The following is a 25,422-nucleotide window of genomic DNA, read 5'->3' on the forward strand; positions in this document are numbered from 1 at the left end:
CCTTTCGTGGAGGGTATGTGCGCATGTTAATTCACCTCATTGCATCTTCTGCTTTTGTCTCGATCACGTCCGCTTCCTGTGTTCATAAACAACATTTCTTTAACACTCCCCTTAATTTTATTTAGTCAATTACAATCGAAGCCTCCGGTCATATCTGATCCGGATGAGATGATCTTATGTAATTGAACCCAAGCCCATACAAATATACACTCGCATTATATATATTAATTTTGATATATACAGTCAAAATAAATAAAAAATGATTTTCCAGTTTTTGTTAGGATAGATCTTTTGCGAGCCTTAAAGCTTCTACAAACTACAAATGCTGCCTATAAGGACATGACATGGCTCGTAGGTTGTGATGCCATCGTACATATGCCCACGGAATTCCTGCAGTACAGATCTGGCGTGAGTTATGAAAAGAAGATTCCCGGTATAGTAGAATATTCTCGATATATGTATCGTCACTGGTGATGAGGAGAGGAATTCGATATATGTTCATCAGCATCCACTATCGAAATACCTGGGAGCAAACTCATAGGGTACACCAACAGCAGGTTCAGAATATAACCATATATAATATGAATATCTATGTTGAGAAATAGGATCCGGAACAAGATGGATGAGGGGATCAGAAAGGGATGCTATGAAAATAGTTGAAATGGACAGGGTTGACAAATTTGCATTCTGGGTATCTTCAATATTCAGATTGATGCTGGTGGTAGGATGCATAGTAGCAATGTTGACAGGGAACTGGATGCATCTGGGGTTCTTCATCTATGTTTTGCTCGTGACCTTCCTGCCAAGTATGGTCGAGAAAAAGTACAGGTTCGAGTTTCCCAATGAGTTCGAAGTACTGATCATGTTCTATATTTATACATCTCTCTTTTTGGGCGAATACCGGGAGTATTTCGAAATATTTTGGTGGTGGGATGTCTTCCTGCACACATTATTAGGAACTATCATTGCATCCCTTGGGTTTATTCTGGTATATGTCCTGAATTCTGAACATAAGGTGAACCTAAGCCCTTTTTTCGTAGCACTGTTTTCATTTAGCATTGCAGTGGCATTTGGTGCGATCTGGGAGATATTTGAATATGCAATGGATGCGCTGTTCGGGATCAATATGCAAACATCAGGTCTGGTGGATACTATGTGGGATCTGATCGTTGAAACGCTGAGTGCATTGTTGATATCTACACTGGGATACTTGTATTTGAAAAAAGAGATCCATGTCCATCTGTTCGAGAATGCTGAAAAGAAGTTCATCGAACGAAATCCGCGGCTGTTCAGAAAATAATGTGTGTTGATTTTTTAGAGGAGCTTATTGAAGAGAAAAAAATTAAAGGCAGTCATTGATAGACGCTATCCGTTGGGACAAATAATCGAGGCTTACAGGTATGTCGAAAAACAAAGCCAGAGAAGCTGGTGGTTTGGAAGAAATAGAACCACAGGACTATGGGTGGATGTACGGACGCAGCTTTGAAGGTATTGATGGACATATTTGGGCAATATTCCATATGGATGAAAGTGATATTATCAAAGTGATCGGAACTCAGATCGAGTTCATTTAACTTTTTATCGATTTACAGATATTTCAGCTCTGTAGGGCTCCTGATTCATACAAAATTTATAACCTCAAAAAAGACTATTTCTATTTTACCAGTTTATCAGTAGATTGATAGTGAGCACTGCCTGGATCAGGGATAGGATCAAGGTTGCTACAAGAATGAACAATGAGATTGGTATTTTGAACTCATCCCTGCCTTTCCTGATAAAATACATATGGGCTGTAAAAGCAAAAATTCCGCCAAGACTCAGGACCAATGAGAATAACAATCCTGTGAAGGATTGCTGAAAGACTAATATTAGTCCATATAGAACAAAGAATATCAATGGAATGTGTATAATAATGAATCCCGTGATACCACCCGGCAATTTGAAAAGTTCCCACTCTTTCCAATAAGCAGAGTCGATCTCATGATTTATCAACAGGACTGAATTGACCAGATATATCCAGAATAAAATTTCTGACATATTATTCTACCATCTTTTTTTGGACTTTTATAAATTATTTCATCCATATTTTTGTTCATTTTCCAGGAATTCTGCTTCATGCAATATGACACAAATAATATATAATTAAGAATTACTTCCATCTCTTTAATTTTGGAAGATTCTGTTGACTCAGTTCTTTTCCCTCTTCCAGAGACATAATTCCATATGCATCAATTGCTTTAGAACATTGTTCGATCATTTCTTCCAAAGTAATGTCAGGTTGTGTGAACTTGCCATTCTGGTAGCAATAATTGCAATATTCATCACTTTTTGAGCCATCGGCATTAGTTCCAAAATCTTCATCTTTCTCCAAAGGCATTCCGCAACTCTGGCAAAAGACCATACATTCCGGTTCTTTCATATCCATGTTTTACCCTACTCCACTAGTTAAGTACCCATTTAATAATTGTAAAACAGTCTATATCAATTCGACTGTAGAAAAATAATATACTCTGTATTAATAAGACTCTCCCCATTTCTCCAACCGCTCTCATACATGATTGTTAAAGATAAACGATTCATAAATTTTAGCATTCTCCTTCATTTAATGTAAAGTCGCCTTTGAAAATCCCATCTTCTTCCATTCAACATAAGGCATATCCAGAATCATCCCTCTCAGTCATCATAAAATACCCTGATAGCATCGACCCATGTAGCTCAGACAAACGATGAGAGGGTTTTTATACACATAAAATCCTAAAGATATTGGGGGTTTAAATGCTCAGATTGAGATTCCACGGCAGGGGTGGCCAGGGAGCAAAGGTTGCCAGCAGAGTGCTCGGGACTGCTGCATTTCTGAATGGTTACAATGCTCAGGATTTCCCGTTGTATGGTGCCGAGAGAAGGGGGGCACCGATCACTGCCTTCACCCGCATATCCAGAGAAAACATCATGGAGCGGGGCTTAGTATCGGAGCCTGATATTGTGATAGTTATGGATGAAACCCTACTGTCAGATCCTCAGGTTATGCCGCTATCAGGACTTAAAAAAGGTGGTGTCTTTTTTGTAAATACACCCCGTAGTCCTCTTGAAACAAAAGAAGGGTACGGGATCGAAGATCATGTTATCACACTCGATATCACAAAGGTCAGCCTTGATATGATTGGAAAGCCTGTCCTCAGCAGCCTCGCAGCTGCTGTTGCTTCAAGGATCGCTGGTATTGGAGAGGAGGCTTTAAGGGGTGCCCTGGAAAAAGAGCTATCCGGTATCATGTCGGACAGGGAACTTTTAGGGAAGAATACAGAGGCTGCACTTTATTGTTATAACGCCGTGATGCCGGTCCAAGTAAAAACTGCTGAGACCATCAGGGAAAGGGAGAATGTTATCACTATACCTTTCGAAACTGCTCGTGTATCCAGTCCTGCCATAAATGCCACCGGCAATACCCCCTTGCGAAGAACGGGGAACTGGCGGGTATTTAGACCTGTCTGGAATTATGACCTCTGCACCAGGTGCATGACTTGTGTTGCCAGGTGTCCTGAGGGTTGCATCCGGTTGAACGAAGACGGATATCCATACGCGGATTACGACAACTGTAAGGGATGTATGATATGCGCTGAGGAATGTCCGGCAAAAGCTATCAATAAAATACGGGAGATGCATTCCCGATCCGGAGATAGTGATCAATAATGGGAAAAGAGATGCTTACCGGTAACGGCGCCGCTGCCTGGGGAGTGCGACTGGCAGAAGTGGATTATATTCCGGCCTATCCTATAACTCCCCAGACGGAGATCATCGAGACAATTGCAAAGTGGGTCTCTGACGGTTCTATGGATGCGAGTTTTGTTACCATGGACTCGGAACATTCCATGATCACGGCAGCCGGGGCTGCTTCAGCCACAGGTGCCAGAACCTTCACGACCACGTCCAGCCAGGGCCTGTTGTATGGTTTTGAGATGATCTATACGGTGGCAGGGTGGAGAGTCCCTCTGGTGATGGTCAACGTGTCTAGGGGTTTATCCTCACCAATCACTCTTGGGCCGGACCATAACGATATTCTGGCAGTCCGGGATTCGGGATTCTTACAGATACATTGCGAGACCTGCCAGGAGGTACTTGATTCGGTCCTGATGGCATACAAACTGGTTGAGGATGAGCGAGTTCTCCTGCCGGTCATGGTGAACATGGACGGTTTTTTCCTCTCATTTACCAGAGAAACCGTAGAAATTCCGGATATTGAAACAGTCAGAAGTTTCCTGCCGGAATACCAGCCGGTACATGCCTTTTTCAAGGCAGGTCAGCCCATGGCCCAAGGAGTGGCGGTACTTGGCGGTGAGTTCTATTCCTACTTCAAATACCAGATGCACCTTGCAAGTCAGAATGCTCTTGAGGTCTACAAGGAAGTATGTGATGAGTTCGAAAAGAAGTTTGGCAGGAAATACGGGTCCATTGACGAATATATGCTGGAAGATGCCGAATATATCCTTGTAATGACAAACTCTTTTTCCACCCTTGGAAAAGCTGCTGTGAAAAGAGCACGGGAAAATGGAATCAAGGCTGGGTTATTGAGACCCAGGTTCTTAAGACCATTTCCGGATTCCGATATAAAGACTGCCTTGAAAGGAAAGAAGGCTGTGGCGGTTATCGATCAGAACATCAGCATAGGCAAAGGTGGTATTATTTATTCAGAGATGGCCGGTTGCCTGTACAATGAGAAACAAAGACCCCTTTTGCTATCTTTTATTGGAGGGCTTGGAGGGAAGAACATCAGCCAGGAAGAATTCGAATTTATCTTTGACAAAATGATCAGTGCAGTGGATACGGAAATTGTAGACCCTCCTCATCTCCTGTATACAGAGAATGAATGGAAGGGGATGACTAAATTGAAAGAGATCGCAGGGAAGGAATAAAGATATGGATACAGCAACCATCAGATCCATCAGGGAACTACCATCCGAAGAGAATATGCTACCAGGGACTCCTGCATGTTCGGGCTGTGGTGGTCTCCTGACCCTAAGGTATTGCCTGAAGGCACTGGGTGAAAAGATCGTTATCGTAAATGCTGCAGGATGTTTCACTCTCCTTCCCATCTATCCCTTCACACCATTTCAGAATTCCTGGCTTTATACAGCAATGGCATGTGCACCTGCCGGAGCCCAAGGTGTACGGGATGCCCTGGATATATTGATCAAAAAAGGGAAGCTGGACCCTGAAGAGAACCTGAAGGTGGTAGTACTGGCAGGTGACGGTTCTGCATATGATATGGCCCTCTCGTCCACATCCGGTGCTATTTACCGCAACCTGGACTTCTATTATATCTGTTATGATAACGAGGCATATGGAAATACCGGATTCCAGCACTCAGGTGCAACACCCTTTGCATCAAGAACAGCAACAACCCCGCCTGGAAGGATGAAACCGTTTGGTTCACAGCTTCAAAAGAAGAATCTGTTTGATATATGGAACAGTCACAAACCGCCCTACCTTGCAACCATTTCACCGGCATATCCCGTTGACCTGATGAACAAGTTCAAAAAAGCCGAACAGTTTAAAGGTCCAAAGCTCTTCATATCCCATATCCCCTGTCCGCCAGGATGGGGATTTGATCCATCCAACTCCGTGAAGCTTGCAAAGCTGTCAGTCGAGACAGGGCTCTGGCCATTAAAGGAGTCTGTTCATGGCAAGGTGGAACATACTTTTGTTCCAAAGAAATTCAAGCCTGTGGAAGACTACCTGAAAGAGCAGGAAAGGTTTTCCCATCTTTTCAAACCGGTAAGACAGGAGGATACCCTGAAATGTATCCAGGATATGGTGAATGAGTATTGGAGGAAACATAAACTCCTTCCTTAATTCCCTATCAATATTCATGTTCATTGTCGGGACATGACCTTCTTCCATGATTGGAAAACGGTCATATCATTTAATCATTATACGAATCCCGGGGCTGACGAGAACAGGGACCATCGCCTATAACCCATAGCTTTGCGAACCCTCTGCAGGGCAAGATCAACAGCAGCTTCCCTGGGAAGTACACCTTTGCTTGCCGATTCTTTCAACACCAGTCTGGTATTGGCACGCACCTTCTCTTCTATGGCCTGAAGTGCTGCACATTCACTGGCTCCCTCATACTCCGTAGCAGCGCAGATCACCCCGCCTGCATTGGCAATGAAGTCCGGAACGCAGATCACTCCTTTTTCATGAAGATATTTTTCCGCACCAGGAGTGATGGGGATGTTGGCACCCTCGACGACAAGCTTTGTTCTCAGACGGTGGACATTGTTCTCATTCAGAACATCCTGACGAGCTGCCGGGATCCAGATGTCACAATCAATGTCTATAACTGCATCACGCTCAAGCTTCTTCCCACCAGGATAATCCATCACACTTCCTCCGGCTTCTTTCAAAGCTATCAATACATCAACATCAAGCCCTGCAGGGTTATAGATGGTACCAAGGGAATCTGCCACAGCCACCACTAAGGCGCCCTTTTCTGTAAGGAAGCGGGCTGCATTCTTACCCACTGCACCAAATCCCTGAACTACAATTCGAGCTCCTTCAAGCTGGAAGTCACAGAACTCAAGGGCGACTTCTGTGGAATGCCTTAGACCCCATCCGGTAGCCCCGATCTCGTCTAAGGGGATCCCGCCGATAACTCTGGGAAGTCCCACCGCTCTGCCGTTCTCATCTTTCACAGAGGCCATGCAGTCCTCATCCGTACCCATGTCAGGAGCAAAGATGTACTCCTTAATTTCCCTTAGCGAGGAAGCCAGGGCTCTCATAAGTTCGACCTTTTTTTCCGGCGCCATCTTCGGGTCACCATAGACAACAGCCTTTCCCCCTCCATAGGGAAGACCTGCAGCTGCATTCTTCAACGTCATGGCCCTTGCCAGACGGAAACATTCCTCTGTGCTAACATCCGGCGCCATACGTACTCCTCCAATTGAAGGTCCGGCCGCCACATTATCTACTACCAGCACAGCTTTCAATCCAACAGACGGTTCATATATATGGATGATCTTGCTCGGTCCAAGCTCATCCGCAAATCGAAAGATATCTTCCGTATCAACCCCTCCCTTAAAAGTCTCCTGATCCACAAGATCGCAGGACATCATATTGTATTTTCTCTCTCCTGAATAATAATATTTGCCGATAGACCGCCTTTTTGATCTTTATTTCAATCAGCTCTTTGCCACAGCCCCTTTTCCTTTAGCTTTTTGATCACATCCATTTTTGTCTCGAACTCGGTGACCCTGAGTTCTTTGCGCTTGATCTTTCCACTGATGGTCTTTGGTAGTTCCCTTAAAAATTCGATATCCCTTGGATATTTGTAGGGAGCAGTCACCTTTTTGACGTGCTTCTGGATATCCTTAATAAGTTCTTCAGATGGCTCGAATCCCTTCCTCAGGACAACAAAGACCTTAACAACCTCTCCTCTTATTGGGTCCGGACTCGGGATCATCGCCGATTCAAGGACGGCTTCATGAGAATTTACCGCACTTTCAACCTCAAATGGACCGATCCTGTAACCCGAGCTTATACATATATCATCAGTCCTTGATTCGAACCATATGTATCCGTCCTCATCCAGCATTGCAAGGTCACCGGTCAGATACCAGTTTCCAACGAAGCATTCTGCTGTTTTTTCAGGCTTGTTGTGATATCCTTTGAAAAGCATCGGATGGTCCTTCAATACAGCAATTGTTCCCTTTTCGCCTGAGGGTAATTTTTCACCTGTATCGGGATCGACAATTGCCCCTTCGACACCGGGTGTGAACCTGCCCATGGATCCGGGCTTTATTTCCATTCCGGGCAGGGTGCAGGCAATGACACAGGTTTCAGTTTGTCCGTATCCCTCTCTCACAGATACCCCGAACTTTTCATCGAAGAAATTAACGATTCCCGGTGTGCAGGGCTCACCTGCAGTTAAGATTACCTTCAGTTCCGTCAGGTCGTATCTCTGGTCCGCATCTTCGATCGTTGCCATGGCCCTGAGTTCCGTTGGAGTAAGACATGCCTTATTTATCTTCCATCTATCAAGCAGTTCAAACCATTTTTCAGGCTCAAATCTTCCCGAGTAATGAAAGTTGGTAGCTCCTGCATTTAGAACAGCACCGAACGGTCCCCAATACCATTTTGCCCAACCTGGTTCTGTTGTTGCCCAGCATAGCTCGTCAGATCGTGTATTCCACCAATAATATCGATTTAGCCTGTCGAAGCAGTACATCAATGAATGGGTATGCAACACACCCTTTGGTGCACCTGTGGTCCCGGAGGTGTAATTGATGGCCAAAAGATCACTTGCATTAAGTGGTTCGATCTTCAGGTCTGTCGATGCAGAACAGATTTCCTATTCATAGTTTCTCCATCCTTCCCTCTGACCTGAAAAGAAAAGGTTGATTTTCGGGATTCTATCCTTTATTGCATCTACCTCATCAGCAACTGCCGGATCATTTGTTACCAAAGCCTTTACTCCGGCATCCAGTATCCTGTAGTCTATATCCCTGCTTTTGAGCATGATCGTACCGGGAACGACAACGCCACCTATGGCCCATATCCCGATACTCGCAACATAAACATCCGTTCCCCTGGGAAGTATTACCAGCACCCGGTCACCTTTATGGACACCCGAACCCTGAAGGACATTTCCAAATCTCATTGTATTGTCCCAGACTTCCCAGTACGCTGCTTTCTCGATCTTTCCGTCCGGATGCTCGGTAACTGCCATCAACTTTGTTCTATCCGTTGCCCATTCCTTTATGGTATTAACAAAATTGTAATCTTCAGGAACATCCCAATTGAATTTCCTTCTCTCTTTTTCATAGTCGAATGCTGCCTTTTCCTTCCCCATTTAATTCTCCCCTTTTGGTGGGTATGCTCATCCAAAATATGAATTCCTATCTTTCTTTTCTTCTTCTTATCTGTCTTGCCGGAATCTCGTGGCAATCCTATCAGGCAGATCTTCCCGATTAACTTCATCAACTGTCAGGACCTCGAAGTCCTCCCTTATCCTCTGTGCCAGTGGATGCTTGCTCGATCTATGAAGCACAGTAAGTATTGACCTGTCCGAATCAAGCGCCTCCTCAACGGCCCGGATGAAGTTCTCTGACTTGAGCTCCATGGGCCCGACCTCATCTATGATCACAAGATCACAACCAAGGGCATCCCTGATCGCCTCTGCACCTATGCCGTCAAGGTCTTCAAGGTTCACATGATATTTTCCCAGCTTCGGACCGTTGCATTTGACATGGCTTAGGATACCTTTCCTGCCTGTATCTATATCCTCTATCGAAAATCCCTGGCGTTTGCCGTCCACACGCATCTCTGCGGCCCGGATACCACAGGCTTTTAGATCAAGTTTCTCCACAACCCTTGCCAATACCGTTGATTTTCCCACACCGGGTTTTCCTGTTACCGCTATTCGAAGCATCCGGTTTTCTCCCCTATATAAAGATGGATCGGGTGGTATTTAAGTTGAATTGGTTTTTGATTAGTCATTAATTTTAGGTGTATTTATCTGCTTTATCGCGCAGATTCTGGCATATCTTCTTGTGGGATTCATTTCTGTTTTCTCTCAAGAATCCCAACCTCTCCACCAAACTTATACTTAAGATGTTACCTGTGTTGCATAATTGGGCAATTGGGTCTACAAATCATTTGCATAATCAACTTTTGAAATGTTTCATCAAAGCATTAAAATAATTTTAGATTTCAGGGAGAAGACTGCTGCCGGGACGGCAATAAGCAGATTCCTTCTTGACACCACATTCGATGAGACGATGTTTTTGATAGCCATCATTTCGTTGTCATATGAAATACCGATAGTGCCAGCAGAAGCTTAAATGTTCCTGATAGGAACGGAAACGATTGCATAGGGGATATGCAGCATTGGGATTATGACTACGATATGAATAACAGCAGATACTAACATGAGCAATCTGACAACAAGGAGTAGTGGGAGTTCCAGAAGATATAATGGATTAAATTGTGTCATTCATAGCTCTAGCAGTTCTAAGTCAAATTTTAGTATATTCTGTTCCCGAATATTGCAGAACCAACACGCACCATCGTAGCTCCTTCCTCGATGGCTATCCTGTAGTCATTGGACATTCCCATTGATAGTTCCTGGATGTCTATATTGTCCTGATCTACCTGCTTCATTTCATCAAAAAGTGCTTTCATCTTCTTGAAATATGAACGTGTTTGCTCAGGTGATACGTAAGGGGGTATGCACATTAGTCCTTTCACATCAACATTTTTGAGTGAATGGATCTCTGTTAGCACCTGTCCGATCTCATCGGACCCAAAACCGAATTTTTGTGGCTCGTTGCCAATATTTATCTGAAGGAAGACCTTCTGTACCTTGTCAATGTCTTTGGCTTTCTTATCAATGTCCTGTATCAACTTCAGTGAGTCAACCGATTGGATCACATCAAAGTGGTGAACGGCTTTTTTAACCTTGTTTGTCTGTAAATGTCCTATTAGGTGCTTTTCACAGGGCAGGATCTCATCACATTTGTCCTCGAATTCCTGAACTCTGTTCTCCCCTATGATGGTGGCTCCGGCTTTGATGGATTCATTTATCCTGTCAGGGTCTATCGTCTTTGTGACGGAGACAAGTTTTATGCTTCCAAGTTCCTTAAGGATCATCTTTACATTTTCATCGACTGTCATTTAAGTTCCCAATACGATTTTTATTCAAGATATAATGCATTTAAGAGGTTAATTTGCGGTCTATATTGACTAAGTACAATGAATTTTATATAAAACGTTCGTTTGGTTCTGCGGGCTTCTTCATGTAATACTAAGTAACCTTCGAGAACTTTATTTTCATCGATTTAGCATATAATCATGGACTGCTCCATTGATATTCAGTAAATCTCAGATAGCTTCGAAATATAATTTTGATGATTTTTGCTTTTACTCTTTAATTTTATACTCGTTATAAGAATGCTCACATAAAAAAGAATATATGTGATAATGTAAATCTTCTTTATGGGTTTGGGAATGCTGAAATGAAATTCTCTTATCTGGATCAGCTGTAAGCCGGGGGCTTTGGCTGTGATTAGTTAAATCGATAAAATGTACGTAAGTGAATGGGGAGTGTTAAGAAATGTTGTTCATAGATATAGTCACATGGGATCCAAAGGATAGTAAAGAAGTAGAAGAGCGTTATTCAACCTGGGAATTTCCGGAAGGAATTAAGGTAATAGGAGAATGGATCGACCTGTCAAGCTGCAGGACCGTTCTGATATATGATGCAGAGAATGCAGAAGCTTATGCAGCTGCCACTTTCCCCTGGAGGGATATATTCTATTTCGATAGCTTCCCAGTAATGGAAGCAAGTGAAGTTATGAAATTCATGACCGAGCATATGGATTGATCACTCAGGAAATTGATAAACCGAAGTTTTCAGTTTTCATCATTTAGTTCCTTTTTTCCATTTTTTCATATTTGAAAACCTACAATTAAAATGGACCTTTGTACCAACAAGTATAAAGGCAACCTTTAACTCAATAGATTTTAATAATTATTAAAAGCTACGAAAGGTAGAAATTATGGAATGGATATACTTACTAATTGCAGGAATATTTGAAACTGGATGGGCAGTTGGATTAAAATATAGTGATGGTTTAACAAAGTTTTATCCAGTGGTATTTACAGTAGTTACTTTAATTTTAAGCATGTATCTATTGGAAAAAGCTTTGAGAACATTGCCTGTTGGAACAGCCTATGCGGTCTGGACAGGCATTGGGATCATTGGGACGACAGTATTGGGAATTTTCCTTTTTAATGAATCAATGAATATGACCAGGCTCTTCTTTATCGGATTAATTGCTGTTGGAATTGGTGGATTAAAACTGGTATCCGCTTGATCATGCATTTCCCAATCTTTAATAGAAATAATCTGATATATAAGTGAGAAAAATGACTGACATTGAAGAAAAGATAATTGACATTGGTCATGAGATCTTTAGAGGCTATGGAGTTGATGATTCCACTGCACAGATCTTATCGATACTTAACTTTGAACCCAATGAAATAAGTATGGAGGAACTGGTACAGAGGACCGGATATAGCCTTGCTTCTATCAGCCTTAAGATAAAGAATATTGAACATTTCTGGGGTATAAAGCGGATACACAAACCCGGATCTCGCAAGACATATCTGCATATGGAAAAGAATCTGTTGGATGCCTTTGCTATACAGATCAGGAATGGTTTTGAAACTGAATTAGACATTGCAAAAGAAAAGATAACTCCTCTTATAGAAGAGTATGGAGACCATGCCAATACTGAAGAGCAAAAAATAAAACTCCAAACGTATGAGAACTATCTCTTAGAGATCAATAAGTTTGAAGAATTGATCCATCATATATATGATCGAATAGATCACTTAAAAAAGAAGCAGATTTAAGCTGTTACTTGCTTTTTCCAATACCTTTTTTGCATTAATTCAATTTTTAGAGATATGGTACTTCTATATCATTCTCTAATTAGAGGAACTATTTGGTATCTTGATAGCTCTAATTCTTATGCCAATTAGTCTGGTTCAGATCGTTAAGGGGAAGTAAGTTTTTCTCCTTTCTTTTTTAATTTAAATCACTTCATTAAAGGCATAAGTACCACTCTTTATTTACTTTTAAAGTAATTCTTATTAGGGGGATTATGTGGATACATATATAATCGTAGAGTTTATCTTAAGGATAATCGCAAGCTTATTCACGATCGTAGGAAGTATTTTAATAACGTATGGTGGCTTGAGATCAATTTATAAAGTAATCATGCTTGAGATCTTTAAGGAACCATATGAATATAATGGGATCCGAAGAGACCTAACTAATAAAATAATATTCGGACTCGAATTTTACATAGCAGCCGATATTCTTGAGACGGTGTTAGCTCCAACAACTGAAGAGCTTATACTTTTGGGTGCAGTCGTAGGTATCAGGACTGTTCTGGGATATTTCCTGGGTAAAGAAGCACAAGAGTATCAGTTAGATTGAATCAATATGATGATTTAAAATCAATGATTTGGTAGTATCGATCATTGAATGCATAACAAATACATATGTTTGTTTTAACTGTTGAAGTGATTCATTATGCAAGAAAACGCCCTTTCAATGAAAGAGATCGAGGATCTGGGTTACTATGATTTCATGAGCCACCTTGGTGTGCCGTATTTTCATGTGGGTGGCTTAACATCGACAGAACGATTGGCTGAACTGTGCCGGATCAACAAGGACAGCAAGGTACTGATGGTTGGATGTGGTACAGGATTTAGTGCGTGTTTTGTAGCTCAAAGCTTTGGTTGTTCTGTTGTTGGTGTCGATATTGCGGAGGTTTCCATCAGGAAGGCAAAGGAGCGGGCAGAGGCATTAGGTCTTGGTGAGAGGGTGGAATTCCGCATGGGTGATGCCTACGACCTGCCCTTTGAGCCTGATACTTTTGATGTGGTGATCACCGAGTTCGTGTCACAGTTCCTTGATGCGAACAGGGCATTCAGGGAATTCGTACGCGTGTTAAAACCCGGAGGAATGGTTGGGATCAATGAGATGTATAGGGATAGGAATATCCCTCAAGCCTCAGAGGAAGAGATCATGGAAGCTGAACGCATCTTTGGTGAGATCACACAATTGCCTTTTTCACTCCCCTCGTCTGAAGATTGGGGGCAGTGGCTTCAAAATGCGGAATTAAGCGATGTCCAGGTGCACAAAAATAAAGTCTCTGTGAGTGTAAAGGATCTAAAACTGATGAGCAAATCAATGGGCGGTTTCGGAAAATTTGCCCGGCTGTTCATGAGCTTGATGGTAGGAATGACCAGATATACATTAGCAAGCAAGAAGATCAGGAACAGGTTCCGGCAACTTAGTAAAGGTAAAAGGATCCTGATGAGAAATAGATCTACTTCGAAGCATGTGGGTTACGTTCTTGCTGTTGGCAGGAAGGTCTAAAAATCAAATATGTTGAATTCTAATTAATTGCTAAGTTCCCCGGAACCACTGAGCTCCAGGATGTTTTCCTCAAACCATGCGAGTTCCTTTATCGTCTTTGCCAGACATGCGACAAGCCATTCCTTTAGAAGTGTTCTCTCTCCAAGCATTCTACTTGTTTCGCTTATCTCACCGTGCAGCCAGGCATTCAGCTCCATGACATAATGCAGTGCCATTATTTGGTGTTCTTCATCATGAGAACTACATCCTTCAAAGTCAGGTGATGGCTTTAGTTCTCCTATGGCTTCAATCGTCTTTTTGATATTTTCAGGGAATGCATAATGGCAAATGTCGGTTCGATCGATCTGGTAAATGAGGGATTCGAACTGTTCCTCTAATGCTTTTCGTTCTGTCTCTAAATACAGGAGCCTGTCAAGCAGCGCTGAAACGAGTGCTTCCTTGTGTTTGCTTCTTTCTCCCAGAGAGCTATATACTTCCTCGAAAAGCTTTTCGGGAATACCTCGAGGATCTTCTTCTGGTGGCTTCTCTCCCGAGAGCCATGTCTGCAGTACCCAGATATATTCCTGTCCTTTCCGACTCCTCCCTGTCTTGTCTGCACGCCAGGCATTTTCTCCACATCTAGGGTGTGCACTGCCAATTGAGTCGGGATTAATGTCAATCTCCATCCTTCCAATGGATTCTATTATTCGCAGGACATGATGCTTAAATTTAAAATGGCAGATTTCCAGCCGGGTGATCAGGTTGCGGATGTCTTGTGCTACCTGTGGAAGGCTGCCTATGCGCTGCTCCAGCCGGTAGATCTCTATTATTTCGAAGTCCGGCTGCTCAAATCCGATATTTGCCCATGGCTCCAGCGGGATTTCTTCTGATCGTTTGTCCATTAGAAGTAATTAGAATTTGATCATGAATAGTTCTTTTGATTGTGTTTGGATGTGTACTGCTTTTTGTCAGTTTCATAGCTTCTATATTCATCTATATCTGGATATTTGGTGTCATAAACTAATTGTAGCTATACGTTAATTACTTTTTATGGAAAAGTTCAGGGGTATGGTTGTACAAACTATTAAAAAGTGGAACGCTGACGACGGTATATCTTTCAGTGCAGCTCTCTCATTTTATTTAATAGTCAGTCTTCCTTCCTTACTTTTGTTTTCATTATCAATTGGTGGAATGTTCCTGAAAGTGGAACGACTTCAGGCAACAATTATCGAGTACATTTCACCTTTTGCAGATGAAGAGATCATAAACTCATTGAACCTGCTTTTCCAGCAATTACCGGAAACAAGTTCCCTTACCTTTGGATTGATGATCAGTTTCTTACTTTTTCTTTGGAGTGCTGGCAATATCTTTTTGCATTTCCAGAAAACGATCAATAAGATGTGGGGAGTTTTAGAGTATGAAAAAGGATTTGTTCGAAGAATTTTTAATAAACGTATTTCTTCATTTGTTGCGGTTTTTATATTTAGCTTGTTATTTATAATGAGCATTCTTGCCGAGATATTTTTAGTAGTGATCTCAAAAATACTGACGACCATTATTCCATTTTCTCTGGACATTATCCAATATACTTCTTCTATCGCAAACGTGTTCGTACTCACAGTTCTTTTTATCTATCTTTACAAGACACTTCCTGAAAAGAAGATCGACATCAAGTATATTGCAACAGGTTCATTTCTTACTGTTTTTTTCATTACCATTGGCAAATATCTTTTTAGCTTATATCTTTCATACAGCAATTTAACAACGGTCTATACACAAATTGGGGCTTTTCTTGCGATCTTTTTATGGTTGTATTATTCTTCTATTATCGTAACCCTGATGGCCGAATTTATCACAATCTATTCAGACATTGAACACCAGATTGTTGGGAATAAATGATACTTTTCTACCCTGTCCAATTATCTATTCAATAATAATTGGGTTATAGCCATGCACTTCACCCTCTGATCAACTGAGTTCAAAATGTCACATGCTATTCCTCTAAAGAACCTGCACAGAACACCTATATAAATTGGATGAATATCTACATGAAGAATGTTTTAAAGAATAGAGACTAAGTTTCCTGAGGTTTTGTAAAGAGATTAAATAGCCTCATGATCTTCATGTGGCAAAAACAAAGATGTTAATATGATAATATAATGTGGTGGGATCGGCTTGAGATATAATGTAGTTCTGGGTGTACTGGGTTCTATCCTCTGGCTGCTTGCTGTATTTATGTTCATTCCATTGTTTGTGGCTCTTTATTATGATGAACCACTTTTAACTTTTGGCTTACCTTTGATAATAACGATGCTTATTGCTTTTGTTTTTTCATTGTTCTTCACAAAAGTAGAAGAGGAATGGAATATGAAGGAAGGCTTTTTCATTGTAGCATCAGGCTGGCTTATTGCAGCAGTGATCTATTCTCTTCCTTACATGCTCGAGGGTGTACCTCCGGTCAATGCCTTATTTGAATCTATGTCCGGGGTAACGGCTACCGGGGCCACAGCACTTAGCGATATTGAAAGTCATAGCAGAAGCCTGCTCTTCTGGAGAGGTATGACACAATGGCTTGGTGGTATGGGGATCATCATGTTGTTCATTGCTATCCTGCCAAAACTCGGCATTGCAGGGCGCCAGATGTTCCGTGCAGAGGTTCCGGGTCTTCACGAAGAACAACTGCGACCGAGGATCAGGGAGACTGCCAAGATCTTGTGGATTGTTTACATTGCACTCTCAGTTACAGAAGTGATCGTTCTGGACCTTGCAGGATTGTCTCTTTATGATTCAATAACCCATACATTCACATCGATCTCTTGTTCAGGTTTTTCCCCTTATTCAGACAGCATCGCAGCTTTTAATGATCCTCTGGTAGAGGGTATTTTTATAGTTTTCATGTTCCTTGGGGGGGCAAACTTTGCCCTTCATTACAAAACAATATTTTCTGATAAAAAAAGCCTGATAAGGGACCAGGAGTTTAAGTTCTACTTCGCGATAATTGCCATCGCCACCGTTGTTCTTGCCTATATGCTTTTTAGTACCCGAGTCTATTCGTTCTCAGATGCCTTCAGGTACAGCAGTTTTCAGGTCATTTCTATCCTCACAACAACCGGTTATGCAACAGCGGATTTTAATCTCTGGCCTGATTCCTCAAGATTCATCCTCTTCCTGTTGATGTTCATCGGAGGTTGTGCAGGTTCCACTTCAGGTGGTGTGAAAGTAGTGCGTGTACTTCTCCTGCTAAAATACGCACAGAATGTACTCTTCAAGGTGCTTCACCCAAAAGCCATCAGGCATGTCCGCTTTAACGGCAAGACAGTTCCTGAGGATGTTATACATTCCATCGTGTCCTTCATGGTAATTTACTTCATGATCTTCGTTGCCAGCTCGACCATGCTCTCACTAATGGGAATGGACTTCGTTACTTCCCTGAGTGCTTCCATTGCAACCCTTGGCAATGTCGGTCCCGGTCTCGGTCTTGTAGGTCCAATGGCCAGTTTTGATTCTATTCCTGATCTTGGGAAGCTGCTTCTCACCGCAAATATGTGGATCGGAAGACTTGAAGTGTTTACAGTCATGGTAATACTGACGCCGGCTTTCTGGAAGAAGTGAAGCAGATCGTTTTATACTTGTTTCTTACCTTATTTTCTTCATTTTCTTTATTTTTCAAAAATAGTTTGACTTGACATATAATTATAAATATAATAACAAAGGAATTTCTATTGGGGTTAATTGTTCATATTGCACATATCAATTCACATCGATATTTGCGACATGTATGTCCGGGGGAATTCAATGAATGAGCTTACTTATTCAAAAACTATTTTTCGCGAAATGTCAATTATTGCATTTTTAACTATCATTGTGGGAACTTATTTTATAACATTTGATCTGTTTGAAAAAATGTTTTTCCATGTCTATCTGTATGAGCATTATGAAATAGGTGACATACTTCTAACGTCTCTTTTTTTGGTATTCTGTCTCTTTGTTTTTTCATACCATCTTTACAGTGAAATTAAAAGAGAATCCGCAAGCCTGATCGAGGCTAATAATAATTTTCAGGAGATCTTTGATAATTCAAATGATTCAATAGTCGTGTATCGGGAAGATGGTTCAATTGTAAACGCAAATAGTACAGTTATCAGGACATTAGGCTACAGTACGGATGAGCTATTGCACATGTATGTGCAGGATCTGTATGATTCTGATTCAAAACCAATGAACATTAAAGGTGAAGTTTTTCAACCTCTCGAAAATTCATCAATATTAGAGATAACTGCTATTCAAAAGGACGGTTCAAGGATTCCTGCAGAAGTAAGTAGCAGTCTATTTACGTCTACTGGATATCCTTATATAATTTCTGTTGGCAGGGACATTACTGAACGTAAGAAAGCCCAAACTGCAATACTTGAAAAGAATAAGGCCCAGGAAGCCAGTCAGATCAAATCTGAATTCCTCGCGAACATGAGCCATGAATTGCGTACTCCTCTTAATTCTATCATCGGCTTCTCACAGTTTCTAAATAGCAATCCTTATGGCAACCTGAACGAAAAGGAAGTAAAATATTCATACAATATAATGAATGCAGGAAATCACTTGCTGGACCTGATCAATGACATTCTTGATATTTCTAAAGTAGAAAGCGGTAAAATTGAACTCGAATATGAAAAGTTCGGTTTACATGCTTTCTTTTCTGAAGTAGAAGGTATAGTGCAGCATCTGGCAGACAAAAAGAACATTAACATCTCTAATCAGTATAGTTCAGAAAGTATCGAAATGTATGCTGACAGGTTAAGGATGAAGCAAGTTCTGTATAATCTATTAAGCAATTCCGTGAAGTTCACACCTGAAAATGGGTGTGTATAGGTAACTGCGACTGATCGTGACGACCTGTTAGAGATATCTGTATCGGATAACGGTATAGGCATCCCGAAAAATAAACATGATGAAATCTTTGAGACCTTCAAACAGGTTGATTCTTCAACCTCAAAGCAATATGGGGGCACAGGTCTCGGATTAGCTTTGGCCAGACAGTATGTTGAGTTGCATGGCGGAAATATATGGGTTGATAGTGAAGAAGGCAGGGGTAGTACCTTTACTTTTACTATTCCTTTTAATTCCGTTTCTTACATGAACCCATAAGCTCTTTTATTGAACTTAAAAAAGCGCTTCAAGCGAGAGTCTTCTTCACGATTACATTACAGAAATTAGTATCAGAATATTGTTCAATGTATTTCTTTACTTGACCCCTTAAATTCTATCTCTTCATCAGTAAGAGAGAAGCACAAAAAGCAAAATTTTTCTTTTAAGTAGAACAGCCTCCGTATTTCTCTAAAATAAATAATCAGAAGGCATGAATGTTGTCGGTGACGTTAAGATAGTCGGTGATGTGCCCTGCATGAAATGTGGCTATGGTGAGGTGTGTGAGCTCAGCGGATCAAGCTTGAGATTTGCATATTACTTTTTAAAGTATTACAAAGTCATATCTGCAATCTTGCCTTTTTGACCACAACTTCTGCTAAGATCTGTGAAGGATCTATTAATGGAACAGGTACTTCTTCTTTAATGGAAAGTAAAGTAAGTTCTGTACAACCAAGAATTATAGCTTCTGCACCCTCTTTGATGAGCACTTCAATTACCTCTAAAATGTTTTCACGTGCACTTCCCTCTATGTATCCTGCCTTTATTCCTTCTTCTCCATAAATTGAATTCATGACTCTTTCTTGTAATTCTTCATCTGGAGTTATTATTTCGATTCCATCGATCGAATCATGATATAGTCTGGTCATTAGTGTGCCGGTAGTGGCCAATAACCCTATTTTTTTGATCTCCGGAAATGCTTTATGGATGTAAGAGGTAGTTTCTGAGATCATGTTTATTATGGGAATCCTTGTGCTATTTTGTAGTTCACGATAAAAGTAATGCATAGTATTGCATGGTATTGCGATCACCTCTGCACCAGCATTTTCCAGAGTCTCGATAGACTATTTTGCTTCCTCTACAGGGCTGATACCCAATCCAAGTATTGCCAGTGTACGGTCTGGTATATTTGGATTATTATCAATGATGATCCTCAAATGATCCTGATCAGTTTTGGCGGGAGTATTTTTGATAACTTTTAAGAAAAAACGCGCAGTTGATTCAGACCCCACCCCCCCTAAAATTCCAACCGTTTTGTCATGTGCTCTGACTTTCATTCAATTGCTCCCCAAACTTCCCCATTTGCAAGATCTTCCCATATATTCTCATTTTATGGCTAAATTCAGTACCTATATTTTTATTGGGCTATTATCATAAATCAATTTTGTATTTTTATTAATATATCAAAAAATTTTTATCATCGTAAATCTGATATTACCAAAGTTATTTTTGGGATAAAAACAACCGTTCTTTGTTATTAGATTAGCAAGGGGATATGAGGGTGTAAAATGTGCTCACATTAAAAGATTCCGTAACAATAAACCGACCGCCAGAAGTTATTTTTGAATGGTTATCTCATTTCACAGAAAATTACACATCGTGGCATCAGGATCATGTAATTGCAAAATGGATCAGTGGGGGAAATTTTGAGAAGGGCTCGGTTCTTTACTCCGAGGAATATCTCGGTGGCAAATTGGATAAATTAAGTTTTGAAATAACCGGGTTCAAAAAAGGTGAATTGATAGAATACAAAGTTCTGTTCCCACATTCTATGATTTCTCCCGGTGGTTCATTTTCCGTAGAACCTCTTAGTGGTAACAGTTGCTTGTTCACAGCTACACTTTCTTTTCGATTTGGATGGTTGTTTTCGAAAATTGCTAAAAAAAGAGTTAATGCTATAAGGGAGCACATGCGGGAGGAAGGAGTAAATCTTAAAAGTCTACTGGAAGATCCAGATCCTTAAATCCCTTTAATGAATTCTTATCTAATAGTTAATATATTATATGGAACTGCTCTGGAATAATGGTATGTGAAGTTTTCATTGATCTTTCATTAAATGGTACATGTCTGTCGATTTTGTTTTCTTTATTTTCTATGCAACAATGTTCGGAAATACTAAGCGTAAACCTTTTAGGAAATTCTCCTGAAAATATACGAGTTAGCTGTTTTAGTGTACCCTATTCCTTTCCCGAGCTCCTCGAGATATTCTTTTGTAATCTTGATCTGCTTTTTTGGAACAAAATATGATCCCAGGTTCCTGTCAGTGATATGATGCCTTCCACTCTTTACATAGATAGCTGCAATGAATTCATAATCATCATCGATGAATGCCACCCCTGCATCCCCATGACTGTTGTTTGCAAGCAGTAACCCACCAATTTTCAGATATTTTTTACATTCCTGTGAAACAAAGCCAGCATACTGTGAGATGAGCAGATCGAAACTCTTTTCGTTAAGATCCAGCTCTCTGGAGTAATCAGAAGGTATGAAATGGAACACAGCATTTGTGTCATAGGCTTTTTTCTTTGAGATCTGATCAGCAACTGAACTTTTTTGTTCAAAGAATTTCTTTGCTCGCGGATCACTATCCACATATACAACTTCAGGGAAGAAAAAAGAAGGAGTAATATGTACAAAACTTCCTGGATAAAGGGCACTATTAATGTTGAATCTGGTTTTCAGGGATTCAAACAGATCTGCCCTTTCAAAGTTATTGTCAACATAGGATTGCTTGTATAGTTCCTGTACATCAACTTTTTTCATATAAATTATGAAGAGCTATAGTTCTATAAATTTGATCGTATGATCTGCTGATAATTAGCGGTTTTGTAGTTGACCATTTTACTTAATAAAAAATATGCAAACATATAAGTCATTAAATGCGAATGTTAACATGATAGATTGTTATTATCAAAAAGAATTGAAAACAAGGGTAAGTGATTATCGTTGTTCTTTCTGATACCGGTGAGATTTTTTAGTACTAATTTTGTTGAAGAGAGGTGATAGATATGGATAAAGGTTTTTCAAAGGATCTGAGTGAATTGATGCAGTTTCCATCTGAAGGGATCTTCAGTACGGTACTTGCCAAGGCTGAAGACTATAACTATACCCTGATGTGCCTTGCTGCCGGAACGAACATTGACGAACATACTTCTACGAAAACAGGAGTTGTTCAGGTCCTGAAAGGAAAAGGTGTTTTCAGATTGTTTGATAAGGATATCGGGATGAAGGAAGGTACCTTTATCTTCATGCCAGCAAATGCACCCCATTCTCTTCAGGCGGAGGAAGATCTGGCAATACTTCTTTGTCTCACAAAGTAAGATCGGTCAAAGGAAAAGCTACAAGGATCTATCAATAGACAGGAAAAGCTGCTAAGCTCTGGCTTAACAGTTTTTCATTCCAGCTCAATGTCATAGATATTTAATAGGGCGATCACTTCCGGGATCGAAAATTTTGTCTTTTTGAGGATATTATTATTCGGATCGATATCGTAGTTCTTTGCATTCCTGAATGATGTAAAGCTCAGATCAGTATTTCTAAAGAGACTGTTCTTAAGATCGGAGTTTTCAAAATTCGCTTTTGTAATGTTAGTATTTACAAAATCACAATCATATACCTGGCAATTGATAAAATCCGTATTTTCTAATTTCAGATCGGAAAACACTGACAGTGAAAGGAAAGAGTCTTCAAATCCAAAAGTGAGTATGAAGTCATTGCATTTTGAAAAATCCAGTCCCAATATCTTGCAGTTCCTGAATCGGACATCCTGGAATTTAGTGTTATCCAGATCTACGTTTGATAAATTGCAGTTTTCAAAATCACAATCAATAAACCTTGAATTTTTGAAAGATGCATCTCTAAGGTCGATATCCTTAAAGGTTTCCGCTTCGAATTCTTCGTTCTGGTACTCCATGAGCTCTGGATATTGTTTTTGTTTTATATGATATCTTTGCATCTGAGATCAACAGTATTCTTATTTCGCAAGCGACTGGGCTGATAATTATGTCTTAATAACGGTTGAAAGTCAATTTATTCCATTAGTTATTTTTTATGAAAAAATGAAGTGATCATTTGATCCTCATTTCGGAGTAGTTTGCTGTTTTTCCATTACTGACCGGATATGTAAATTCAAGACCATTTCTACCAAGCATACAGGACATGGGCTTTGCTTTTTCAATATCCATTTCGCCATTTTGATTAAAGAAATTTTCGTTTACCTCAAGGTTTACAACTTTGCCTATGATAAGAGAAAATTTATCCCTTAATATCTCTTCAACAAAAGTACATTCTGCCCAGGCAAGACACCCGTTCACTCCTGGAGTTTCAATGCTGGAAGAGGCTTTTGTGGTCAGCCCTGCTTCTTTGAATTCGTCGATGTCAGCAGGATAATTCTTTGAGCAGATCATTACTTCATCAGACATATCCACTGAAGGTATATTGATGACGAATTCTTTCATCTCCCTTATGTTATTGAGAGTATCTCTTTTTATCCATGATGCAAGTACGATCTCTTCCAGAGGCCTGAGAATTGGAGTTATATTGGACCATGGGGCCAGGTTTAGCACTCCGTTCTTTGAAGTAGTGGAGATCAATGCGACAGGGAGTGTAAATATTTGTTCTCTTTTTCTTGGGGCGATTTTCATTGTATCACTTTAACTTTTCTTTATATTCAACGTTATCATACGTATTATAATTTTTTTATTAATAATTATGTAATAAACTAATTATAATATAATTTTAGACTTAACGATCACGGTCAAAAATTGAAATGAATGATAGTTTTCACTTGAATCTGCTTTATATTATATATTTATATTTTTTTATGTATCACCAAATAACTTATCTCTGTTTAACTAGATAGTTCATATTAATGAATGACCAATACGAGCCAGAGATCTCTGGTCATTCCTGCACAAATAACCTCCCGGGTTGGAATAAGGAACTGGAATCGGCTTTTTCTGCTTATTCAGGTCCATACTTAGCTGGAAGAGTGGTAGCTCAACACAAAGCAGTCTTCGACATTCTGGTTCCAGATGATGTGATCAGCGTACAGTTCGATCCCTCACTCCTTCAAATTAGTAAGCAACCGGTAGTTGGAGATTTTGTTGTCCTGCTGGATCAGGATGAGTTGAACTCATATAAGATCGTGGATATTTTACCCAGAAGAACCTGCTTATCGCGAGGAGCTTCCGGGGATTGTCGTGAGGAGCAACTGATCGCTGCAAATATTGATACTATATTTCTAATAACTTCGATCGAAAAGGATCTCAATTTGCGAAGACTTAAACGATATCTTACCATTGTTCATTCATCTGGTGCTAAACCAGTGGTCCTGCTTAATAAGATCGACCTTGCAGATGATCCATCTCAAATGCTAGAAAAAATACAGTCTGTTACAGGGGATGTGCCTGTAATTGCTATCAGTGCTCTTTCAAAAGAGAGTGTGGTTTTGCTTAAGTCTTATATAAATCCTAGTGATACAGTAGCACTTCTTGGTTCACCCGGGGTTGGGAAATCTATGCTTATAGATGCTTTTTTTGGTAAAAATGCCCCGGAAATAATGAATGTTTGGAAAGATGATGAGAATGGAAGGCAGATGCTTACAACTCGTCAGGCATTACTTCTTCCAAATGGTGCAATTATTATCAATAATCCGGCCATCCATTCATAAAAGACCTTGTATCCATAGCTTCCATTTAGTTCAATCTCATGAGGGTAAGGTCAGTTTCCATCTTTTCAAAAGGAACAGGATCGACTACTACTCCCATTCCTATCTTCATCTCCATCCTCATCCTCACCACCACCACCACTCCCATGTACCAAATTATTCTCTAACATGAGCATTGAGACTAAATGGCTTACCAATTTTCCTATTCTCCTTCATCCAGCATTCCGTAACATCAGCCACCTTATCCACAGCATCTACTATAACACTGTCAGCAGTTGCTATTACTGCATGTGCTCCCGCTTCCTTGAGATCGAAATCCACATGCTTTGAGGTTCTTGCATCGGCTTTTAATCTTTTGGTTTTGGCTTTTTCGCAGATGAATTTTGCAAGTTTCTCACTGTTGCTCATCTGGGAGTCCAGGAGGATAGTGGATGATCTTACTTTCAAAGCTGAAAGCGTTGAGAGCATCTCGTCAACTGCCATGCAGGTCGTATCCGTGATCCTGTGGTTACCGAATACTCCACTTATGTCACGCAGGAATCCATCATCTGCAAACCATATGGGTTCATTTTTCAGTGCACTTTCTATGGTTATCAGGACATTGTAGCCATCAACAAAGATATCGCATCCTTCTAACTGAGAGCAACTGAGCTTCTTTTTGATTCGGATTTCTGCAGTTTCGGGTGAGAACACAAGTCTTGCGAGTATATGCCTTTCCTGTCCGGTCAGTCGGTGATGGTTGCTTACAAAAGTGATAGCACTCTTTCTCGCATATCCTTTTGAGAGCAGGTACCTTACTTCTATTGCAGGCTCTGAAAGCTTTTCTTTCAGTTCTTCGACTGGAAGCAGTTGTCTATCAGACATTGCAAATACTTTGCTGTGAGTAAGATTTATAGATGTCGCAGAA

The 25,422-nt window shown here is 40.5% G+C and carries 30 protein-coding genes and 2 pseudogenes; 17 read left to right on the forward strand and 15 right to left on the reverse strand.

Annotated elements, in window-relative coordinates:
• The first annotated feature begins 646 nt into the window (after positions 1–646).
• Both E7X57_RS05900 and E7X57_RS12660 read left to right on the forward strand, forming a co-directional pair.
• Positions 647–1,300 carry a hypothetical protein gene (locus E7X57_RS05900; protein ID WP_135611597.1) on the forward strand — a complete coding sequence of 218 codons (654 nt, stop codon included), beginning with the start codon at positions 647–649 and terminating at the stop codon, positions 1,298–1,300.
• 100 nt (positions 1,301–1,400) lie between these two features.
• A complete protein-coding gene (locus E7X57_RS12660; RefSeq protein ID WP_210409038.1) occupies positions 1,401–1,574 on the forward strand; it encodes a hypothetical protein in 174 nt (57 codons plus the stop codon).
• An 85-nt stretch (positions 1,575–1,659) separates the two neighbouring features.
• Here E7X57_RS12660 and E7X57_RS12925 read toward each other — a convergent pair whose 3' ends face one another.
• Together E7X57_RS12925 and E7X57_RS05910 are read right to left on the reverse strand one after the other, a co-directional pair.
• Positions 1,660–2,037: a DUF6713 family protein gene (locus E7X57_RS12925; protein ID WP_371413167.1), complete on the reverse strand. Its 378-nt coding sequence runs from the start codon at positions 2,035–2,037 to the stop codon at positions 1,660–1,662.
• Between the two features lie 112 nt (positions 2,038–2,149).
• Complete coding sequence (locus E7X57_RS05910) at positions 2,150–2,425, reverse strand: zinc ribbon domain-containing protein (protein WP_135611599.1); 276 nt, start codon at positions 2,423–2,425, stop codon at positions 2,150–2,152.
• 350 nt (positions 2,426–2,775) lie between these two features.
• Between E7X57_RS05910 and E7X57_RS05915 the strand changes: the two genes are divergently transcribed.
• From E7X57_RS05915 to E7X57_RS05925, 3 genes are read left to right on the forward strand one after another with little or no spacing between them, the layout of a single operon-like run.
• A complete protein-coding gene (locus E7X57_RS05915) occupies positions 2,776–3,687 on the forward strand; it encodes a 2-oxoacid:acceptor oxidoreductase family protein (protein WP_135611601.1) in 912 nt (303 codons plus the stop codon).
• Positions 3,687–4,907, forward strand: a complete 1,221-nt coding sequence (locus E7X57_RS05920) for a pyruvate synthase (RefSeq protein WP_135611603.1) — start codon at positions 3,687–3,689, stop codon at positions 4,905–4,907. Before E7X57_RS05915 ends, E7X57_RS05920 begins: the two co-directional genes overlap by 1 nt.
• Before the next feature lie 4 nt (positions 4,908–4,911).
• Positions 4,912–5,847, forward strand: a complete 936-nt coding sequence (locus E7X57_RS05925; RefSeq protein WP_135611605.1) for a thiamine pyrophosphate-dependent enzyme — start codon at positions 4,912–4,914, stop codon at positions 5,845–5,847.
• Between the two features lie 77 nt (positions 5,848–5,924).
• Here the strand turns inward: E7X57_RS05925 and E7X57_RS05930 are convergent, their stop codons facing one another.
• The 6 genes and pseudogenes from E7X57_RS05930 to E7X57_RS05950 form a co-directional block, all read right to left on the reverse strand.
• Positions 5,925–7,109 carry a Glu/Leu/Phe/Val dehydrogenase gene (locus tag E7X57_RS05930; protein ID WP_244603613.1) on the reverse strand — a complete coding sequence of 395 codons (1,185 nt, stop codon included), beginning with the start codon at positions 7,107–7,109 and terminating at the stop codon, positions 5,925–5,927.
• A 62-nt stretch (positions 7,110–7,171) separates the two neighbouring features.
• A complete protein-coding gene (locus E7X57_RS12725; protein ID WP_371413174.1) occupies positions 7,172–7,672 on the reverse strand; it encodes a hypothetical protein in 501 nt (166 codons plus the stop codon).
• Positions 7,664–8,845 (reverse strand): annotated as a pseudogene (locus E7X57_RS12730) (AMP-binding protein); the annotation flags it as partial. The gene E7X57_RS12725 and the pseudogene E7X57_RS12730, both read right to left, overlap by 9 nt.
• Before the next feature lie 66 nt (positions 8,846–8,911).
• Complete coding sequence (locus E7X57_RS05945; RefSeq protein ID WP_135611611.1) at positions 8,912–9,424, reverse strand: NTPase; 513 nt, start codon at positions 9,422–9,424, stop codon at positions 8,912–8,914.
• A 408-nt stretch (positions 9,425–9,832) separates the two neighbouring features.
• A complete protein-coding gene (locus E7X57_RS12445) occupies positions 9,833–9,988 on the reverse strand; it encodes a hypothetical protein (RefSeq protein ID WP_167880910.1) in 156 nt (51 codons plus the stop codon).
• Positions 9,989–10,017: 29 nt separating this feature from the next.
• Positions 10,018–10,668, reverse strand: coding sequence for a YggS family pyridoxal phosphate-dependent enzyme (locus E7X57_RS05950; protein ID WP_135611613.1), 651 nt, complete (start codon positions 10,666–10,668; stop codon positions 10,018–10,020).
• A gap of 439 nt (positions 10,669–11,107) precedes the next feature.
• Between E7X57_RS05950 and E7X57_RS05955 the strand changes: the two genes are divergently transcribed.
• The 5 genes from E7X57_RS05955 (at position 11,108) to E7X57_RS05975 (ending at position 13,948) form a co-directional block, all read left to right on the forward strand.
• The gene (locus E7X57_RS05955) at positions 11,108–11,377 is read left to right on the forward strand and encodes a DUF3303 domain-containing protein (protein WP_135611615.1); all 270 of its coding nucleotides are present in this window, start codon (positions 11,108–11,110) and stop codon (positions 11,375–11,377) included.
• A gap of 175 nt (positions 11,378–11,552) precedes the next feature.
• Complete coding sequence (locus E7X57_RS05960) at positions 11,553–11,870, forward strand: multidrug efflux SMR transporter (RefSeq protein WP_135611616.1); 318 nt, start codon at positions 11,553–11,555, stop codon at positions 11,868–11,870.
• Positions 11,871–11,922: 52 nt separating this feature from the next.
• Entirely contained in the window at positions 11,923–12,411 is a 489-nt protein-coding gene (locus E7X57_RS05965) for a GbsR/MarR family transcriptional regulator (RefSeq protein ID WP_135611617.1), read from the forward strand.
• Positions 12,412–12,664: 253 nt separating this feature from the next.
• Positions 12,665–13,000, forward strand: a complete 336-nt coding sequence (locus E7X57_RS05970; protein WP_135611618.1) for a DUF1622 domain-containing protein — start codon at positions 12,665–12,667, stop codon at positions 12,998–13,000.
• A 96-nt stretch (positions 13,001–13,096) separates the two neighbouring features.
• Positions 13,097–13,948 carry a class I SAM-dependent methyltransferase gene (locus E7X57_RS05975; protein ID WP_135611620.1) on the forward strand — a complete coding sequence of 284 codons (852 nt, stop codon included), beginning with the start codon at positions 13,097–13,099 and terminating at the stop codon, positions 13,946–13,948.
• 23 nt (positions 13,949–13,971) lie between these two features.
• Here the strand turns inward: E7X57_RS05975 and E7X57_RS05980 are convergent, their stop codons facing one another.
• A complete protein-coding gene (locus E7X57_RS05980; RefSeq protein WP_135611622.1) occupies positions 13,972–14,829 on the reverse strand; it encodes a hypothetical protein in 858 nt (285 codons plus the stop codon).
• A 166-nt stretch (positions 14,830–14,995) separates the two neighbouring features.
• On the opposite strand from E7X57_RS05980, the gene E7X57_RS05985 reads away from it, so the two are divergent.
• The 4 genes and pseudogenes from E7X57_RS05985 to E7X57_RS12930 all read left to right on the forward strand — a co-directional run.
• Entirely contained in the window at positions 14,996–15,826 is an 831-nt protein-coding gene (locus E7X57_RS05985; RefSeq protein WP_244603614.1) for a YihY/virulence factor BrkB family protein, read from the forward strand.
• A 276-nt stretch (positions 15,827–16,102) separates the two neighbouring features.
• Positions 16,103–17,539 carry a TrkH family potassium uptake protein gene (locus E7X57_RS05990; RefSeq protein WP_135611626.1) on the forward strand — a complete coding sequence of 479 codons (1,437 nt, stop codon included), beginning with the start codon at positions 16,103–16,105 and terminating at the stop codon, positions 17,537–17,539.
• Between the two features lie 291 nt (positions 17,540–17,830).
• Positions 17,831–18,793: a PAS domain S-box protein gene (locus E7X57_RS05995; protein WP_167880911.1), complete on the forward strand. Its 963-nt coding sequence runs from the start codon at positions 17,831–17,833 to the stop codon at positions 18,791–18,793.
• Positions 18,794–18,811: 18 nt separating this feature from the next.
• Positions 18,812–19,069: pseudogene (locus E7X57_RS12930) on the forward strand (ATP-binding protein); the annotation flags it as partial.
• Between the two features lie 338 nt (positions 19,070–19,407).
• On the opposite strand, the gene E7X57_RS06005 reads toward E7X57_RS12930, so the two are convergent.
• Complete coding sequence (locus E7X57_RS06005; protein ID WP_135611630.1) at positions 19,408–19,908, reverse strand: amino acid racemase; 501 nt, start codon at positions 19,906–19,908, stop codon at positions 19,408–19,410.
• 3 nt (positions 19,909–19,911) lie between these two features.
• A complete protein-coding gene (locus E7X57_RS06010) occupies positions 19,912–20,124 on the reverse strand; it encodes an aspartate/glutamate racemase family protein (RefSeq protein ID WP_135611632.1) in 213 nt (70 codons plus the stop codon).
• Between the two features lie 233 nt (positions 20,125–20,357).
• On the opposite strand from E7X57_RS06010, the gene E7X57_RS06015 reads away from it, so the two are divergent.
• Positions 20,358–20,810, forward strand: coding sequence for an SRPBCC family protein (locus tag E7X57_RS06015; RefSeq protein WP_135611634.1), 453 nt, complete (start codon positions 20,358–20,360; stop codon positions 20,808–20,810).
• A 167-nt stretch (positions 20,811–20,977) separates the two neighbouring features.
• Here E7X57_RS06015 and E7X57_RS06020 read toward each other — a convergent pair whose 3' ends face one another.
• Positions 20,978–21,610, reverse strand: a complete 633-nt coding sequence (locus E7X57_RS06020; RefSeq protein ID WP_135611636.1) for a hypothetical protein — start codon at positions 21,608–21,610, stop codon at positions 20,978–20,980.
• A gap of 245 nt (positions 21,611–21,855) precedes the next feature.
• On the opposite strand from E7X57_RS06020, the gene E7X57_RS06025 reads away from it, so the two are divergent.
• The gene (locus tag E7X57_RS06025; RefSeq protein ID WP_135611638.1) at positions 21,856–22,167 is read left to right on the forward strand and encodes a cupin domain-containing protein; all 312 of its coding nucleotides are present in this window, start codon (positions 21,856–21,858) and stop codon (positions 22,165–22,167) included.
• A 74-nt stretch (positions 22,168–22,241) separates the two neighbouring features.
• Here the strand turns inward: E7X57_RS06025 and E7X57_RS06030 are convergent, their stop codons facing one another.
• Positions 22,242–22,760: a pentapeptide repeat-containing protein gene (locus tag E7X57_RS06030; RefSeq protein ID WP_135611640.1), complete on the reverse strand. Its 519-nt coding sequence runs from the start codon at positions 22,758–22,760 to the stop codon at positions 22,242–22,244.
• 154 nt (positions 22,761–22,914) lie between these two features.
• A complete protein-coding gene (locus E7X57_RS06035; RefSeq protein WP_135611642.1) occupies positions 22,915–23,490 on the reverse strand; it encodes a flavin reductase family protein in 576 nt (191 codons plus the stop codon).
• Between the two features lie 227 nt (positions 23,491–23,717).
• Between E7X57_RS06035 and rsgA the strand changes: the two genes are divergently transcribed.
• Positions 23,718–24,518 (forward strand): GTPase RsgA, encoded by an 801-nt coding sequence (gene rsgA / locus E7X57_RS06040; protein WP_135611644.1) that lies wholly within the window; start codon positions 23,718–23,720, stop codon positions 24,516–24,518.
• Between the two features lie 153 nt (positions 24,519–24,671).
• Here rsgA and E7X57_RS06045 read toward each other — a convergent pair whose 3' ends face one another.
• Entirely contained in the window at positions 24,672–25,379 is a 708-nt protein-coding gene (locus E7X57_RS06045) for a DUF434 domain-containing protein (RefSeq protein WP_135611647.1), read from the reverse strand.
• Positions 25,380–25,422: the final 43 nt, after the last annotated feature.

The sequence above is a fragment of the Methanococcoides sp. AM1 genome (genome assembly GCF_900774055.1).
In the GTDB taxonomy this organism is placed as follows: domain Archaea; phylum Halobacteriota; class Methanosarcinia; order Methanosarcinales; family Methanosarcinaceae; genus Methanococcoides.

What these genes read in the sequence shown, in the direction of transcription:
- E7X57_RS12725 (WP_371413174.1), bottom strand. Translation starts at nt 7,672, where the DNA reads ATGCTTTTCAAAGGATATCACAACAAGCCTGAAAAAACAGCAGAATGC.
- E7X57_RS05965 (WP_135611617.1), top strand. Translation starts at nt 11,923, where the DNA reads ATGACTGACATTGAAGAAAAGATAATTGACATTGGTCATGAGATCTTT.
- rsgA (WP_135611644.1), top strand. Translation starts at nt 23,718, where the DNA reads ATGAATGACCAATACGAGCCAGAGATCTCTGGTCATTCCTGCACAAAT.
- E7X57_RS06035 (WP_135611642.1), bottom strand. Translation starts at nt 23,490, where the DNA reads ATGAAAATCGCCCCAAGAAAAAGAGAACAAATATTTACACTCCCTGTC.
- E7X57_RS12445 (WP_167880910.1), bottom strand. Translation starts at nt 9,988, where the DNA reads ATGACACAATTTAATCCATTATATCTTCTGGAACTCCCACTACTCCTT.
- E7X57_RS05900 (WP_135611597.1), top strand. Translation starts at nt 647, where the DNA reads ATGAAAATAGTTGAAATGGACAGGGTTGACAAATTTGCATTCTGGGTA.
- E7X57_RS12660 (WP_210409038.1), top strand. Translation starts at nt 1,401, where the DNA reads ATGTCGAAAAACAAAGCCAGAGAAGCTGGTGGTTTGGAAGAAATAGAA.
- E7X57_RS05925 (WP_135611605.1), top strand. Translation starts at nt 4,912, where the DNA reads ATGGATACAGCAACCATCAGATCCATCAGGGAACTACCATCCGAAGAG.
- E7X57_RS05950 (WP_135611613.1), bottom strand. Translation starts at nt 10,668, where the DNA reads ATGACAGTCGATGAAAATGTAAAGATGATCCTTAAGGAACTTGGAAGC.
- E7X57_RS06020 (WP_135611636.1), bottom strand. Translation starts at nt 21,610, where the DNA reads ATGAAAAAAGTTGATGTACAGGAACTATACAAGCAATCCTATGTTGAC.
- E7X57_RS05960 (WP_135611616.1), top strand. Translation starts at nt 11,553, where the DNA reads ATGGAATGGATATACTTACTAATTGCAGGAATATTTGAAACTGGATGG.
- E7X57_RS05980 (WP_135611622.1), bottom strand. Translation starts at nt 14,829, where the DNA reads ATGGACAAACGATCAGAAGAAATCCCGCTGGAGCCATGGGCAAATATC.
- E7X57_RS12925 (WP_371413167.1), bottom strand. Translation starts at nt 2,037, where the DNA reads ATGTCAGAAATTTTATTCTGGATATATCTGGTCAATTCAGTCCTGTTG.
- E7X57_RS05975 (WP_135611620.1), top strand. Translation starts at nt 13,097, where the DNA reads ATGCAAGAAAACGCCCTTTCAATGAAAGAGATCGAGGATCTGGGTTAC.
- E7X57_RS05930 (WP_244603613.1), bottom strand. Translation starts at nt 7,109, where the DNA reads ATGATGTCCTGCGATCTTGTGGATCAGGAGACTTTTAAGGGAGGGGTT.
- E7X57_RS06025 (WP_135611638.1), top strand. Translation starts at nt 21,856, where the DNA reads ATGGATAAAGGTTTTTCAAAGGATCTGAGTGAATTGATGCAGTTTCCA.
- E7X57_RS05945 (WP_135611611.1), bottom strand. Translation starts at nt 9,424, where the DNA reads ATGCTTCGAATAGCGGTAACAGGAAAACCCGGTGTGGGAAAATCAACG.
- E7X57_RS06030 (WP_135611640.1), bottom strand. Translation starts at nt 22,760, where the DNA reads ATGGAGTACCAGAACGAAGAATTCGAAGCGGAAACCTTTAAGGATATC.
- E7X57_RS06010 (WP_135611632.1), bottom strand. Translation starts at nt 20,124, where the DNA reads ATGAAAGTCAGAGCACATGACAAAACGGTTGGAATTTTAGGGGGGGTG.
- E7X57_RS05955 (WP_135611615.1), top strand. Translation starts at nt 11,108, where the DNA reads ATGTTGTTCATAGATATAGTCACATGGGATCCAAAGGATAGTAAAGAA.
- E7X57_RS05915 (WP_135611601.1), top strand. Translation starts at nt 2,776, where the DNA reads ATGCTCAGATTGAGATTCCACGGCAGGGGTGGCCAGGGAGCAAAGGTT.
- E7X57_RS05920 (WP_135611603.1), top strand. Translation starts at nt 3,687, where the DNA reads ATGGGAAAAGAGATGCTTACCGGTAACGGCGCCGCTGCCTGGGGAGTG.
- E7X57_RS05985 (WP_244603614.1), top strand. Translation starts at nt 14,996, where the DNA reads ATGGTTGTACAAACTATTAAAAAGTGGAACGCTGACGACGGTATATCT.
- E7X57_RS05910 (WP_135611599.1), bottom strand. Translation starts at nt 2,425, where the DNA reads ATGGATATGAAAGAACCGGAATGTATGGTCTTTTGCCAGAGTTGCGGA.
- E7X57_RS05995 (WP_167880911.1), top strand. Translation starts at nt 17,831, where the DNA reads ATGTTTTTCCATGTCTATCTGTATGAGCATTATGAAATAGGTGACATA.
- E7X57_RS06045 (WP_135611647.1), bottom strand. Translation starts at nt 25,379, where the DNA reads ATGTCTGATAGACAACTGCTTCCAGTCGAAGAACTGAAAGAAAAGCTT.